Consider the following 15,304-nt stretch of genomic DNA (forward strand, 5'->3'; position numbering starts at 1 on the left):
AGGTCGTTGTCGGAGCGTATGTCCGAGGCGAAACCCAAATTGAAACAGGCCGACGGCATCAAACCGCGCGATGCCTTGAAGCCGCGACAGCAAGCGCCGCGTGACCAGAGGCCACGCCACGAGGAGTTGCGCGAAAAAAAGCCGTCGGCCGCCGAAGCTGCCCCCGAGGTCGACGGCCAGCCGGGACCGCCACCGGAGGCTGTCGAGCCCGATCCGCAACTGACGCTCGAAGAGGCCGAGCAGGCGCGCAAGAAATATCTGCTGCGGCGTTTCTGGATCAGCGCGCGCGGTTACTGGAGCCGGCGCGGCGACCGGCTCGCCTGGCCGTTCACGATCGGGGTGTTGCTTCTAATCTGCATCAATATCGGCTTCCAGTATGGCATCAATGTCTGGAACCGCTCGATGTTCGATGCGCTCGAGCAGCGCAACGCCCGCAGCGTCTACTTCCTCAGCGCGCTATTCGTACCGCTGGTGATCTGCAGCGGCAGCCTTGTCGTCGCGCAGGTTTACCTGCGCATGACGATCCAGCGCCGCTGGCGTTCCTGGCTGACCACCGCGGTCATTGCGCGCTGGCTGGCAAGCGGTCGCTACTACCAATTGAACCTCGTCGGCGGCGACCACCAGAACCCCGAGGCCCGCATGACCGAGGATTTGCGCATCGCCACCGAGTCGCCGGTCGATTTCATCGCCGGCGTCCTCAACGCGTTCCTGTCGGCCTCGACCTTCATCGTCGTGCTGTGGACCATCGGCGGCGCGCTCACCCTGCCGATCGGCAGCGAGAGCATTACCATTCCCGGCTTCCTAGTCATCACCGCGATGATCTATGCCGCCATCACCTCGACCTCGATGGTGGTCATCGGCCGCCATTTCGTCCGGCTCTCCGAGCAGAAGAACCAGGCGGAAGCCGAATTGCGCTACACGCTGACGCGCGTGCGCGAAAACGGCGAGAGCATCGCCTTGCTGGGCGGCGAGGAGGAGGAGCGCAGCGGCATCGACAGGAATTTCGGCCATGTGCTCAGGCAATGGGCGCTGCTGACGGGCCAGCACATGCGCACGGCGGCGGTGTCGCAGGGATCGAGCCTGTTTGCGCCGGTCGTGCCGATCCTGCTGTGCGCGCCAAAATTCCTCGAAGGCTCGATGACGCTTGGCGAGGTGATGCAGGCAGCGTCTGCCTTTGGCATTGTGCAAGGCGCGTTCGGATGGCTGGTCGACAACTACCCGCGTCTTGCCGACTGGAACGCCTCGGCGCGGCGCATCGCCTCGCTGATGATGTCGCTCGACGGGCTCGAGCGTGCGGAGCAGAGCGACGCGCTCGGACGCATCCAGCACGGCAAAACCGAAGACGGTGCGATGCTCAGCCTCGACGATCTCTCCGTCACGCTCGACGACGGCACCTCCGTGGTCAAGGAAACCGAGGTTGCGATCGAACCGGGTGAGCGCGTGCTGGTGGCCGGCGAATCCGGCTCGGGCAAGTCGACGCTGGTGCGGGCCGTTGCTGGCCTGTGGCCATGGGGCGGCGGCAGCGTCAATTTCCACGCCGACAGGCGACTGTTCATGCTGCCGCAACGCCCCTACATCCCCTCGGGCACGCTTCGCCGCGCGGTCGCCTATCCCGCGGCGGCGGACAAGTGGACGATCAAACAGATCAAGGCCGCCCTCGACAAGGTCGGCCTTGCCTATCTTGCCGAAAGGATCAAGGAAGAAGCGCCATGGGACCAGACGCTGTCGGGCGGCGAAAAGCAGCGCCTCGCCTTCGCGCGCCTGCTGCTGCACCGCCCCGATATCGTCGTGCTGGATGAAGCAACCTCGGCGCTCGACGAGAAGAGCCAGGACACCATGATGGCGACGGTGATCCGCGAATTGCCTGATGTCACCATCATCAGCGTGGCGCACCGGGCCGAGCTGGAAGCCTTCCACAGCCGCAAGATCACCCTCGAACGGCGCGAGGGCGGCGCCAAGCTTGTCAGCGACATCAATCTCGCCCCACGCAAGCGCAACCTGCTGAAGCGCGCCTTGTGGGGTTCCGGCAGCCGGGCCGAAAGGCCGCGCAAGGAGTAAGGCGCCCCTGCCCCAGCGCAACTATGATGCGTATATGTCCTTGTAGGTGTCGCGCAGCAGGTTCTTCTGTACCTTGCCCATGGTGTTGCGCGGCAGTTCATCGACGAAGATCACCCGCTTCGGGTGCTTGTATTTCGCCACCCGCCCGGCGATGGCGCCGAGAATTTCGGCATCGGTGATCGGCGATGACGGCGCACGCACGACGACGGCGGTGACGCCTTCGCCGCAATCCGGATGGGCAACGCCGATGACGGCGCTTTCGCTAACCCCGTCGAGCGCGTCGATCTCGCTTTCGAGTTCCTTCGGATAGATATTGTAGCCGCCCGATATGATCAGGTCCTTGCCGCGGCCGACAATGTGGACGTAGCCGTCGGCGTCGACCATACCGAGATCGCCGGTGATGAAAAAACCGTCGGCGCGGAATTCCGCCTTGGTCTTCTCCGGCATACGCCAATAGCCGCCGAAGACGTTGGGGCCTTTGACCTCGATCATGCCGACCTCACCCTGCGCAAGTGCTGCGCCGCTGTCGGGATCGGCGATGCGAAGCGTGACGCCGGGCAAGGGGAACCCGACCGTACCGGCGCGCCGCTCGCCCTCATAGGGGTTCGAGGTGTTCATGTTGGTCTCGGTCATGCCGTAGCGTTCGAGGATCGCGTGGCCGGTGCGCTCGCGCCAGGCCTTGTGCGTCTCGGCCAAAAGCGGCGCCGAGCCGGAAATGAACACACGGATGTTTTTTGCCGCCTCATGGGCCAGCCCATCCTGCTGCAGCAGGCGCACGTAGAAGGTCGGCACGCCCATCAGGGCCGTGGCACGCGGCATCAGCGAGACGATGCGGGCCGGATCGAACTTCTGCTCGAACAGCATCGAGGCGCCGGCCATCAGGACGACATTGGTGGCGACGAACAGGCCGTGCGTGTGGAAGATCGGCAATGCGTGGATCAGCACGTCGTCTCCAGTGAAACGCCAGTGCTCGACCAGCACGCGCGCGTTCGAAGCAAGGTTCTCGTGGCTGAGCATGGCGCCTTTCGAACGGCCGGTGGTTCCCGACGTGTAGAGGATTGCCGCGAGGTCATCCGACCCGCGCGCCACGTCATGAAAATCCGTCGGCAGCCGCGAGGCCTGGTCGGTCAGCGATCCCCGGCCGTCGCGGCCGAGCGTGACGGTGACGGCGCCCGTCTTTTCCGCCAGCGCGCCGATATCGGCCGCTCTTGCCGGATCGCAGACGACCAGGCGTGGTTCCGCGTCGCCGAAGAAATACTCCAGCTCGGCCAGCGTATAGGCGGTGTTGAGCGGCAGGAAGACGGCGCCGGCTCGCAAGCAGGCGAGATAGAGCATGACCGCTTCCGGGCTCTTCTCGACCTGCACGGCAATGCGGTCACCGGGTTCGACATCCAGTTGCAAGAGCGCATGCGCAAGCTGCGCAGAGCGGGCCAGCATATCGCCATAGGTGAGCAAGCGGCCATCATCGGTCTCCATCAGCAAGCGCGCTGGCGCCGGCATCCGGGACCGGAACGCATCGAACAGATGATTGCTCATGAAGACTTCCTGGGGTGCTACGGCGCTGAGCATGCGCCTGTCGCGGCATGCCTCGGCGGCGAGAGTTCGCGGTTCTTGGCCGCGCCGTCAAGCCCGCCGACAGCAGTTCACGCCAGCCGCTCTCCACGCAGGCTGAGCGCAAGAAACGAGCGCAAGAGACCCGCCAGGAAACGACTGCTATCGCCGAGCGCGTTTGCCGGCGAGTTCCTTCGTTTCGTCGTCCTGCTCGAAGCGCTTCATGCACATGGCGGCAGTCAACCGGTAGTGGTTGAGCAGTGCCTCGACGGCACCGTCGGCATTGCCGTCCAGGGCACATTCGGCGATCAGGCGATGCTCGCCGAAATCGTCGCGCTGGACGCCTTCGCCATCATTGGCCATTTGCCGGTAGCGATAGGCGTGATCGGAGAGCTGGTCGCAAAACCCCACCAGCCATTGCGACCGGCAGGCCGAAATCAGCACCCTGTGAAAGATGCGATGCAGCCTCTCCCAATCGGGATTGAGCGAGACGAGGTTCTGCGGCGAAAAACGTGACGCACGGCCCAGGCGATGCAGCGCCAGCACGAGTTGTTCTTCCCATTCGGCGGTGCGGTGGACGATGGATTCGCGAAGCGCCCGCTCCTCGAGCCAGCAGCGGGTGCGCGTCAGCTCTTCGAGTTCCGGCGCACTGACCGGCATGATGAAGAAGCCGCGCTGGTCGTGCCGGCCGAGAAGTCCTTCCGAGGCGAGGCGATTGAGAGCCTCGCGGACAGGTGAGGCGCCGGCCCCATATTTGGAGACAACCCATTCGACCCGCAGTTTGCTCTCGGTTTCAAGGACACCGCCGAGAAGATCGTCCCGCAATTGCTGATAGACCGTACTCGCAAGCGTGCTCTTCGGTCCCGCAACGTCGTCGTTCAGATTGGCAGCTCCGTATGTCATAGCGACTCCTTGTCCCCAAGACTTGGCCTGGGCGATTCGAGTCTGAAAGCATTCGCCGTCTCGTACTTGTACCATACAGCGCGAGCATTCGCCTGCTCAAGCAGAAGATCACGCTATTGTACTTTAGCACGAAGGAATATGCGGCATTCCGGAGCTCAATGCTGTAATTCCGCGCATTTTCACAACCTGTGGAAACTTAACATGTTTTGTATGCACGCAGGAGAATCTGTCTTTCTGTTCTTTTGTATGCGCGCGAGATCAACTGTCTGCTTTGGGCATAGGCCGGCGGACCTTGAGACCGAATCAGGCAACCGCTCAGCCCGATGCCGTTGCGCATCAGATTTTCACAAGCCCCGCCCGGGACCAGAACCTTAGCCGGCATGTCGGGCCGACCGCGGGAACACCGCTGGTCAGCCGGCTGCGTTGTCGGCTGCCGTCCTGATCGCCTGGATGTTCTGACGATAAGCCTCGACGCTGCCGCCTTTGAAGATGGCGGCGCCCGCCACCAGCACGTCGGCGCCGGCAGCGGTGACCAGCGGCGCGGTCTCGGCTGAAACACCGCCGTCGATCTCGATGCGGATCGGCCGGCCGCCGATCAGGGCCTTGACCCGCTTCACCTTGTCGACGACCGCCGGGATGAAGGCCTGGCCGCCGAAGCCCGGATTGACGGTCATGATCAGGATCAGGTCGAGCCGGTCGAGCACGTATTCGACCACGCTTTCCGGCGTCGCCGGATTGAGCGACACACCGGCCTTCTTGCCAAGGTTCCTGATGGTCTGCAGCGAGCGGTCGAGATGCGGGCCGGCCTCGGCATGGACGGTCAAACCGTCGCAGCCGGCCTCGGCGAAAGCGGCCAGATAGGGGTCGGCCGGGGCAATCATCAGATGGCAGTCGAAGAAGGCCTTGGTGCGGTTGCGGATCGCCTTGATCACCGGCGGGCCAAAGGTGATGTTGGGCACGAAATGCCCGTCCATCACATCGAGATGGATCCAGTCGGCGCCTGCCGCCGCCACCGCTTCGACCTCATCGCCGAGTTTGGAAAAATCCGACGCCAGCACCGATGGTGCAATCAGGGTCTTTCTGCTCATGGGTGCGGCCTTTCCGAGTGTCCTTCTCGTTCGGCCACCCTATCGACTGCCTAATGCGCCACAGCCGACTTGTCGAGGGTGCAGGCGCGGGCACCGCGCAGGCTGACGTGCCAGCATCCCCGATCACGTGCGGCCAATTCCCGCTTGCCCCCACAGCTACGAAGAAAAACCCGCCGAATTGCTCCGGCGGGTTTCTGGTTTCGTGTCGAGCAGTGGTTATTGCTGCTGGAGTTTCAGGATTCTGTCTGGAACCGGATCCTGTTGCTGTTCGACCTGCGGCCTGCGCCGTGGCAATACCTGCTGCAGCAGCAGGCCGGGGTTGAGCTCCAGCGACGGTTGTCCGCGGACGGGCCGGCAGTTCGGATAGCGCCCGATCGTGCCTTCCGGGCAGCGCCGCCTGATGATCGGCTGGCATTGGCCATTGATCATCTGCGAGCCCGGTGCGCATTCCACCTCCTGTCTGGGCTTGCGGCATGCGCCGTTGATCACCTGCGTCCCACGCGGACAGACACACTCGCCACGCTTGTTGTGGACCTGGCCGCGTATGTCGCATTGCTCTTGCGTCGGCTGCTTGCGCCGGCAGGCATTGCCCCGCACCTCGGTACCCCTCGGGCAGACACAATTGCCGTTGGTGTCGTGGACCTGACCACGGATGGTGCACTGGTCAGGCTTTGGCCGGATCGGACGACAGGCGCCGTTGCGCACCTCGGTCCCTCTCGGGCAGACGCAGTCTCCATCCGCGTCGTGAACCTGACCACGGATCGTGCACTGCTCAGGCTTTGGCTGGATCGGGCGGCAGGCATTGCCCCTGATCTCGGTTCCCCTGGGGCAGACACAATCGCCATCCGCATTGTGGACCTGGCCACGGATGGTGCACTGCTCGGGCTTGTCGGTCCTGACACATCTGCCGTTCTCGAGCCCGGTTCCGCGTGGGCAGACGCAACGGCCGTCCTCGGTGCGGATCTGGCCTTCGAGCAGCACACAGCGCTTCGGCTGTTCCGGCTTCGGCACGATACCACCGCCCGGCGAGCACTGGCCGTTGCGGTAGGTGGTGCCTTCCGGGCAAACGCAGCGGCCGGCATCGTTCATGACGAAGCCTTGCGAGCATTCCTTCTTCGTCTCCTGGCCAATGGTGAAGGGATGGCAGGCATAGGCCTTGCCGCGATCGCCCTCGATGTTGGCCTGGTCGTCGGAAAGCACGTCGCCACCGCCTTGCACCCGTGTGTCGGGAGAGAGCACGCCGACGCAGTTCTGGCCGCTGACATTGCCCTGCAGATTGGCCAGGCGACCGTCGTCGGGAATGACCACGGTGACATGGTGCACCCGGCTTTCGCCGGCGCCGAGCGACAAATTGGCAATGCAGGATAGTGGCAAGATTGCCGGTTCCGGCGAACAGCCAAAGGGCGGATCGATCGACGTGATCTCAACGCCTTCCAGCCTGCCGAGACCCTCCACGCCGATCGCATCGCCAATGCGGACCGGCCCGGAGAAGGGGGTCGTTCCGTCATTGGTGATGGTGATCTCGAACGAACAGGGTTGGCCGAGCCTGCATTCACGGTCGCCGGTCTTTTCGACACGGATGGTCGAAGAACCGCCGCCCTTGGCGCAGGCCTGGCCAAAGGGATAGACGACGTCGTCGCCCGGTGCCGGCCCATAGGAGCCGCGCGCGCAGTTTTCGAACGCGCCATTGGCCGAGACCGTCACGTCGAAGTGGCGGCTGGTTCCAGGTACCATGACGGCACCGGGAATCTGGCACGACAGCGCGTTGGCCGGAACCGGTCCACACGCCCATTCCGCACCGTCAGGGGTGACGGTTTGGATCTGGACAGGCGCGCCGCCGGCAACCAGCGTGGCGGCATCGTTGACCCGCACCGGGCCGGTGGGGGCAGCGGTGCCAAGGCTGATGACGGTGATGCGGCAAGAGATGACCGCAGCGCCGGCGAGCGAGCCGTTGCACACCTTGGTGATGCGCAAGGTCGGCTTGCCGCCATTGGGATGACGGAAGCGTTCCTTTGCGCAGGCCTTGTTGTTGGTGAGATCGTTTTCACCGGGGATGGGCTTCACCGTCGCGCAATTCTCGACAGTGTCCGACTGGTAGCCGGCCGGCATGACCGCCTTGACGACGATCGGCGTCGAGCCGCCCGGAGGCAGCGAGATGCCCGCATTGTCGCAGCGGAACAGCCCGGGGCCGGTTGGTGCGCAGGTCCATGGCGGGCTCGGGCCGAAGGTCGAGGAGGCTGGCGCGCCGCCGGGATAATTGTCGATGACCGTCAGCGGTCCATTGTAGGTGGCGCTGCCGTTGTTGATGATGTCGATCACGAAGTAGCAGATGCCGTCGGCCGTGCAGACCGGGATACGGGCACGCTTCTTCAGGATCAGGTCGACCTTCTTTTCGACCGGCGGCCGGCAGTCGCGGTCACGGTCGCCACGTCGGCAGACCGGGATCGAGGCACAGCCGCGGTCGTTCGACTGGCTGCCGAACAGTGGCTTGTCGCTGGCGCCGTAATTATAGGTGGCGCAGTTGCGCAAGACGCTGCCTTGCCAGCCTCCGGCCGGCTTGAAGCCGAGCTTGAGGTCGACGGAGGCCCCCGGATTGAGCGTGGTCACCGGATGGGTGCAAATCATAGGGGTGGTGCCGGGTACGCAGACCCAGGGCGGATTGGGCCCTGAATCGAGCGTCGAGCCGGCCGGCAGCGTCACCTCGTCGAGCACGATCTTGCCGTGGTAGGCACCGGTGCCGACATTGGTGACCCTGATGGTGAAGTCGCAGCCGCCGCCCATCGTGCAACGCGTCACGTCGGCGCGTTTCTCGACCTTGAGGTCGGGCTCCTTGTCTTTGGGCGGGCACCTCTGGTCACGCGGGATGACGATGTCGATGGTCTGCGTGCAGCACAGGCCCCAGCCTTCCTTCGGACCGGCATAGGTTTCGATGCCGGTGACGATGAGGTGGATGACGTCGCCGGGCGATGCGCCGACGATCTTCCAGTTGAGCACACCGCCGCCCGCCGGCACCAGTTGCGTGTCGGGGATGATGGTGATGCCGGGCGTGGTCGTCGAAACCTGCACCCATTTGCCGCCCATCTCCGGGCCGACCGGCATGTGGTAGATGAAGGCACCGCCGCCGAGCACGCAGTCGACGGTGCCGCGCTCCACCTTGAAGCATTCCTTGCCGGGAGGTGGCGGCGGCGGGTTGCACTTGGTGACGTCGATCTTGATCGAGGTCTTCACGCCGGTCTTGAAGTCGCCGTCGTCGGGCTTGCTCGGATCCTGCGACGGGATGATGGTCCCGGTGCCCGGTCCGGCGGTCACCTTGATCATCCCCTGGTTGTCGACGATCGTCGGCGCGGGAAATGCCGCATGATCGATCTTGGCCGTGATCTTGACGTTGATGACGCGCTCGTTGGGAGCGCCGGCGCCGTCGAGATCTGAAGTGGAGATGCGGAAGTCTGAAACAACAGCGGTATCATTGGGACCCGCCGAGGTGCTGATCGTCGCGCCCGGCAGTGGTCCGCCGGATGAATCCGTGCCGTCGCCGGACACATTGACGTTGACGATCTCAAGGCCGTGCGGAAGCTGGTCCTTGAAGTCGACCCGGACCTTCTTCAGCCTGGCCTCAAGGCTTGGGTCGGCAAGGCCCTGCGGATCCCCGCGCAGGCCGAAGCTCAGCGAATAGACGACGTAGTCGCAGCCTCGTTGAGTGCCTTTCTTGGTGAAGAAGGGCACGACCCGGTCGGGCCTCGGAGTGATGACGCGCGAACTGTCGAGATCGAGCTTCAGCTCCGGGGTGATCGGGGCAGCGCCTTCCGCAAAGCCTTGCACCGGGGTTAGCATGGCGACCGCGATACCGGCCGCCATCAGCCAGCGCGCGCCGCGCCTGGCGTATGACAGGGGTTTCATGATCGTCTCCACGATGGTTTCTTGAGTGTTGGTTGCGAATGGGGAGAGTGCGAGATTTTTCATCTTCCCCTCCTCAACGTTCGCAGCTGACGGCTGGGGTTCGGAGCGGCAAGATCATCTTGCAGCAAGGGTAGTAGCCACCCTTGTCCTTGTCGGACTTCCTGTAGAAGCAAAGTCCAACATCCACTCTGTCGCCCGGATAGTGGCCGGTAATGTCGATCGTGTAAGGCTGGCCGGGCGCATGCGACTGGGATGATGTCACCCCGACGCCTGGCGTCCTGGACTTTGTCTCATTCGAAGGTTGGGCCTTTATCGAATCGCCGCCGAAGCCGGCACGGTCATGGAGATAGAGATCGGCCTGGAGGCCGCGAGGCGTACAGTAATACCTGATATCCTCGACATCGATGCACGGAGGCAGATTGCCGGGCGGTGGGAAGTCCGGCGGGTAGAAGGGGGGCAGGTAGCCGCCCGGGATTTCTTCATAATAGCCGGCGCGGCCCTCGCAAGGATGCCAGACGGCAACGTCGCCGACATGACCCTCGACCTCCGGGTCTTCGAAATAGCCGTCGAAGTCGACGAACCAGGAGCCGAAGGGCGGCACATTGGCCGGCTTGACCAGCTCTTTCGGCGTGATCTGCACGCCGTGCACGGCCAGCGGCCCGCCGGCGGCGAGCTGCTCGGCGAGAGCCGGATCGTCGCGCAGCTTGTCGCCGGTGTTGACCAGCGTCTGCGTGCAGACCGAGGTGTCGAGATTGCCGTCGGAATCATAGCCATACTGCAGGTCGAGACCGCCGGCCGACTGCCGGTTGCCCTGCGGGAAGCCGACCGCATATTCCTGCGGCACTTCGACCCAGACCGATTCCGTTTCCGGATCGTCCGGGTTCTCTCTGAAGTAGCGGATGACCTCGCCCTTGCCGGAATCGGCGAACTGGCTGTAATCGTAGCGGTTCTCGACCGGGCCGCGCTGGGCCAGGTACATGAAGCCGGTGTTGTCGAAGGCGATGTCGGTGACGGCGTAGTCCTTTTCGGCCTTGACCGTCAGCTCCCAGCGCGGGTCGCCGGCAAAACTGCCGTCGCGGGCAATGCCCACCGACCAGATTTCCGACTTTTCGCCGACCGAGTAGTAGAGCCGGCCGCCATGGTAGGAGACGCCCCAGACGCGGCGCTCGTCCTGCGTGTAGCCCCAGCTGTCGGGGTCTTCGCTGTCGAAGGCGGCGCCCTGTATGTCCATCACCGAACCATCGTCGGCGATCGGAGCTAGCCCATGCGCCGGGCGCCCGGCAACGCCGTGGTCGAAGCTGTCGATCAGCGCGCCGGTGGCGTCGATGCGATGGACTAGGCCGGTATCGAGGTCGGAGGCGAAGAACTGGCGGTGAGTGGCGTCAAAAGTGAGATTGCCGATGCCGGGACCGCTGTTGGTGTCGATGTCGGCGAATTTGGAGACCTGGCCGGTGATGCCGTCGATCTTCCAGATGGTGCCCGGCCCGCCACCGTTTTCGGTGCCGAACTGGCCGTCCATGAAGGTGGCGCCGGCCGCGCCGCGGCGCTGCCGCTCGGGGCGGCCGTCATCGTCGGCGTCCAGGGTGACGATGCGGATGCCGTGCAGCGAGGTGGCGCCGGCATAGAGATTGGGAATGCCCGATGGAACGCCGTCGCGCACGCCGTCATCATAGGTGACGCCGAACACCTGGCCGATCTGCTCCGCCGTCACCTCGAGGGGCGGCGGGGTGTTGACCAGTTGCCCGGAGGCCGGGCCGCCCAGATGCGAGACGTCGAACACGCGCAAGGTGGCGCGCGTGGTGTCGATGAAGGTTTCGTCGACCGGATCGACGCCGGGCGGCAGGCCCCCTTTTTCGGAATCAGGAGGGTCGAAATTGGGAATGATGGTGCCGGAAAATCCGGTCACCGCCATCGAACCGGGATAGATGATCCGGGTTTCCTGCGCCTGCGCGGCGCCCAGCCACAGGCCGAGTGCCAGCGCCAGCAACCCGCCTGGATGCACAGCGCGGCGCAAGCCGCCATCAAGAGACGACACGAACGAGCCGCGGATGCGAGACATGACACTACCCCCCGTAGTCGACGGGAGAACGTCGGGTCTGGCCGCGCAAATCAGGGCAAGGCGCGGCGGTCCGGCTCGTTCTTCCCTGATCGAATTGTCTGCTTTCCTCAAAATCACGATACGCCTGCTCTTACGCAGGGTCAACGGAATCAGCGGGAAGCCCAGCGCATCGACCTCGTCCCGAAGGCGTTGGTCGCGCCGAGCTCCTGTTGTTCCCGGAGACCGCAGAGCCTCTGGGTTATTGGTCATGGGGGCTTCCTTTCCGGGCCGCACCATGCGGCACCTGGAGATCAGTCGCGGGCGGAGGTGGAAAGGTTCATGGAAGCCTTGCGCAGAATGCTTGCGCGCGATGCCGCCTGTTCTTATATACGCGCCAAGCCGTTCGGCGCCGGAATGCCGGTTGCCGGAACGGGATTTCTTGTGAACAGGGGCTTTCGTCGGAACGCCTGTACGGGTCCTGAGAGCCTGCTTAGCGGAGAGACTAGAAAAATGGCAAAAGTAATCGGTATCGATCTCGGCACCACCAACTCCTGCATCGCCATCATGGATGGCAAGGAGCCGAAGGTAATCGAGAATGCGGAAGGCGCGCGCACGACGCCTTCCATCGTCGCCATCTCGGGCGACGACGAACGTCTGGTCGGCCAGCCGGCCAAGCGCCAGGCGGTCACCAATCCTGAAAACACCATCTTCGCGGTCAAGCGCCTGATCGGCCGCCGCTATGACGATCCGGTGACGGAGAAGGACAAGAAGCTTGTCCCCTACAAGATCGTCAAGGGCGACAATGGCGATGCCTGGGTCGAGGCCGGCGGCAGGAAGCAGTCGCCCTCGCAGATTTCGGCCATGATCCTGCAGAAGATGAAGGAGACGGCGGAAGCCTATCTCGGCGAAAAGGTCGAGAAGGCGGTCATCACCGTTCCAGCCTATTTCAACGACGCCCAGCGCCAGGCGACCAAGGACGCCGGCAAGATCGCCGGCCTCGAAGTGCTGCGCATCATCAACGAGCCGACCGCGGCAGCGCTTGCCTATGGCCTCGACAAGAAGGAAGGCAAGACCATTGCCGTCTATGACCTTGGCGGCGGCACGTTCGATATTTCGGTGCTCGAAATCGGCGACGGCGTGTTCGAGGTCAAGTCGACCAATGGCGACACCTTCCTCGGCGGCGAGGATTTCGACATGCGCCTGGTCGAATACCTGGCGGCCGAGTTCAAGAAGGAACAGGGTATCGACCTGAAGAACGACAAGCTTGCCCTGCAGCGCCTCAAGGAGGCGGCTGAAAAGGCCAAGATCGAGCTGTCGTCGACCACCCAGACCGAGATCAACCTGCCCTTCATCACCGCCGACGCGACCGGGCCGAAGCACCTGACGCTGAAGCTGACGCGCGCCAAGTTCGAGCAGCTGGTCGACGACCTGGTCCAGCGCACGATTGCCCCTTGCAAGGCGGCGCTCAAGGATGCCGGCCTGAAGGCCGGCGAGATCGACGAAGTCGTCCTGGTCGGCGGCATGACCCGCATGCCCAAGATCCAGGAGATCGTGAAGCAGTTCTTCGGCAAGGAGCCGCACAAGGGCGTCAATCCGGATGAAGTCGTTGCTCTCGGCGCCGCCATCCAGGCCGGCGTGCTGCAGGGCGACGTCAAGGACGTGCTGTTGCTCGACGTGACGCCGCTGTCGCTCGGCATCGAGACGCTGGGTGGCGTGTTCACCCGCCTGATCGAGCGCAACACGACGATCCCGACCAAGAAGAGTCAGGTGTTCTCGACGGCCGAGGACTCACAGTCGGCCGTGACCATCCGGGTCTTCCAGGGTGAGCGTGAAATGGCCGCCGACAACAAGGCGCTCGGCCAGTTCGACCTGGTCGGCATTCCGCCGGCGCCGCGCGGCGTGCCGCAGATCGAGGTCACCTTCGATATCGACGCCAACGGCATCGTCAACGTTTCGGCCAAGGACAAGGGCACCGGCAAGGAGCACCAGATCCGCATCCAGGCATCGGGCGGTCTTTCGGACGCCGACATCGAGAAGATGGTCAAGGACGCCGAGGCCAATGCCGAGACCGACAAGAAGCGGCGTGCGCTGGTCGAGGCCCGCAACCAGGCCGAAGCGCTGCTGCATTCCTCGGAGAAGTCACTGAAGGAATATGGCGACAAGGTTTCGGAAGGCGAGCGCACGGCGATCTCCGACGCGATCGCGGCGCTTAAGACCGCGACCGAAGGCGACGACCCGGCCGACATCGAAGCCAAGAGCCAGGCGCTTGCCGAGGCTTCGATGAAGCTTGGCCAGGCCATGTACGAGGCTTCGCAGAAGGAAGCGGCGGAAGCCGACGCCAAGGCGGACGCCGCCAAGGACAGTGACGTTGTGGACGCCGATTTCGAGGAAATCGACGAGGACGACGACAAGAAGAAGTCGGCCTGAACCGTTTGACGGCAAGATAAAGCGAAAAGCCCGGCGAAGGCCGGGCTTTTTGCAACCCCTTGCAGAAAAACAGCGGGCCTTGCTGAAAAAATGCAGGCAAAGCCGCGTCGACACTGGCATCCCCCTTCCATCGCACCTAAATCGAAGCGTCAGTGCCGGCAAGAGACGCAACAATGCTTCAAGACGTTGAGCATCCGGACAGCGGGAAAAAATGAAAGCTGATTTCTACGAGACGCTGGGCGTCCAAAAAGGCGCCGACGAGAAGGAGCTCAAGAGCGCTTTTCGCAAGCTCGCGATGCAGTTCCATCCCGACCGCAACCCCGGCGATCATTCCTGCGAGCACAAGTTCAAGGAAATCAACGAAGCCTACGAGACGCTGAAAGACCCGCAGAAGCGCGCGGCCTATGACCGCTTCGGCCACGCCGCCTTCGAACAGGGCGGCATGAATGGCGGCGCGCAAGGTTTCGGCGCCGGCGGTTTCGCCGATATCTTCGAGGACATTTTCGGCGACATGATGGGCGGGCGCCAGCGCCGCTCGTCGGGCGGCCGCGAGCGCGGCGCCGACCTGCGTTATAACATGGAAATCACCCTGGAAGAGGCTTTTGCCGGCAAGACCGCGCAGATCCGGGTGCCGGCGTCGATCTCCTGCTCCGAATGTTCGGGCAGCGGCGCCAAGCCCGGCACCCAGCCCGTCACCTGCTCGATGTGCAACGGCCACGGCAAGGTGCGCGCCACGCAAGGGTTCTTTTCGATCGAGCGGACCTGCCCGCAATGCCAGGGGCGCGGCCAGACGATCAAGGATCCGTGCCCGAAATGCGCCGGCCAGGGCCGCGTCACCGAGGAGCGTTCGCTGTCGGTCAACATCCCGGCCGGCATCGAGGACGGCACCCGCATCCGCCTTGCCAATGAGGGCGAAGCCGGCCTGCGCGGCGGGCCCTCGGGCGACCTCTATATTTTCCTGGCGGTCAAACCGCACGAGTTCTTTCAGCGCGACGGCGCCGATCTCTATTGCAAGGTGCCGATCTCGATGACCACGGCCGCCCTTGGCGGCTCCTTCGAGGTGACGACGCTGGACGGGACGCAGACCAAGGTCAAGGTGACCGAAGGCACGCAGAACGGGCGCCAGTTCCGCCTCAAGGGCAAGGGCATGCCTGTGCTGCGCCAGCCCAATATCGGCGACCTCTACATCCAGACCGCGGTCGAGACGCCGCAGAACCTCACCCGCCGCCAGCGCGAACTGCTGGAGGAGTTCGAACAGCTCTCCTCGCAGGACAATTCGCCACAATCGAGCGGCTTTTTCGCCCGCATGAAGGATTTCTTCGAGTCGTTCGGCGAACGTTGA

Annotated in this window: 8 protein-coding genes; 3 read left to right on the forward strand and 5 right to left on the reverse strand. The window is 63.9% G+C overall.

The window, feature by feature from the left end; genetic code table 11:
* Positions 1-18 precede the first annotated feature (18 nt).
* A complete protein-coding gene (locus X735_RS153465; protein ID WP_023810866.1) occupies positions 19-2,058 on the forward strand; it encodes an ABC transporter ATP-binding protein/permease in 2,040 nt (679 codons plus the stop codon).
* 21 nt (positions 2,059-2,079) lie between these two features.
* Here the strand turns inward: X735_RS153465 and X735_RS153460 are convergent, their stop codons facing one another.
* The 5 genes from X735_RS153460 to X735_RS153440 all read right to left on the reverse strand — a co-directional run bounded on the left by X735_RS153460 (position 2,080) and on the right by X735_RS153440 (position 11,832).
* The gene (locus X735_RS153460; RefSeq protein ID WP_023810867.1) at positions 2,080-3,594 is read right to left on the reverse strand and encodes a malonyl-CoA synthase; all 1,515 of its coding nucleotides are present in this window, start codon (positions 3,592-3,594) and stop codon (positions 2,080-2,082) included.
* A 177-nt stretch (positions 3,595-3,771) separates the two neighbouring features.
* Positions 3,772-4,512 (reverse strand): GntR family transcriptional regulator, encoded by a 741-nt coding sequence (locus X735_RS153455; protein ID WP_023810868.1) that lies wholly within the window; start codon positions 4,510-4,512, stop codon positions 3,772-3,774.
* 410 nt (positions 4,513-4,922) lie between these two features.
* Entirely contained in the window at positions 4,923-5,600 is a 678-nt protein-coding gene (rpe, locus tag X735_RS153450) for a ribulose-phosphate 3-epimerase (RefSeq protein ID WP_023810869.1), read from the reverse strand.
* Positions 5,601-5,816: 216 nt separating this feature from the next.
* Positions 5,817-9,560 (reverse strand): DUF11 domain-containing protein, encoded by a 3,744-nt coding sequence (locus X735_RS153445; protein ID WP_023810870.1) that lies wholly within the window; start codon positions 9,558-9,560, stop codon positions 5,817-5,819.
* Between the two features lie 10 nt (positions 9,561-9,570).
* Entirely contained in the window at positions 9,571-11,832 is a 2,262-nt protein-coding gene (locus X735_RS153440; RefSeq protein WP_032909093.1) for a hypothetical protein, read from the reverse strand.
* Positions 11,833-12,045: 213 nt separating this feature from the next.
* Between X735_RS153440 and dnaK the strand changes: the two genes are divergently transcribed.
* Together dnaK and dnaJ are read left to right on the forward strand one after the other, a co-directional pair.
* The gene (dnaK, locus tag X735_RS153435) at positions 12,046-13,962 is read left to right on the forward strand and encodes a molecular chaperone DnaK (protein ID WP_023810872.1); all 1,917 of its coding nucleotides are present in this window, start codon (positions 12,046-12,048) and stop codon (positions 13,960-13,962) included.
* 211 nt (positions 13,963-14,173) lie between these two features.
* Positions 14,174-15,304, forward strand: a complete 1,131-nt coding sequence (gene dnaJ, locus X735_RS153430) for a molecular chaperone DnaJ (RefSeq protein WP_023810873.1) — start codon at positions 14,174-14,176, stop codon at positions 15,302-15,304.

The sequence above is a fragment of the Mesorhizobium sp. L2C084A000 genome (genome assembly GCF_000502875.1).
Lineage (GTDB): Bacteria > Pseudomonadota > Alphaproteobacteria > Rhizobiales > Rhizobiaceae > Mesorhizobium.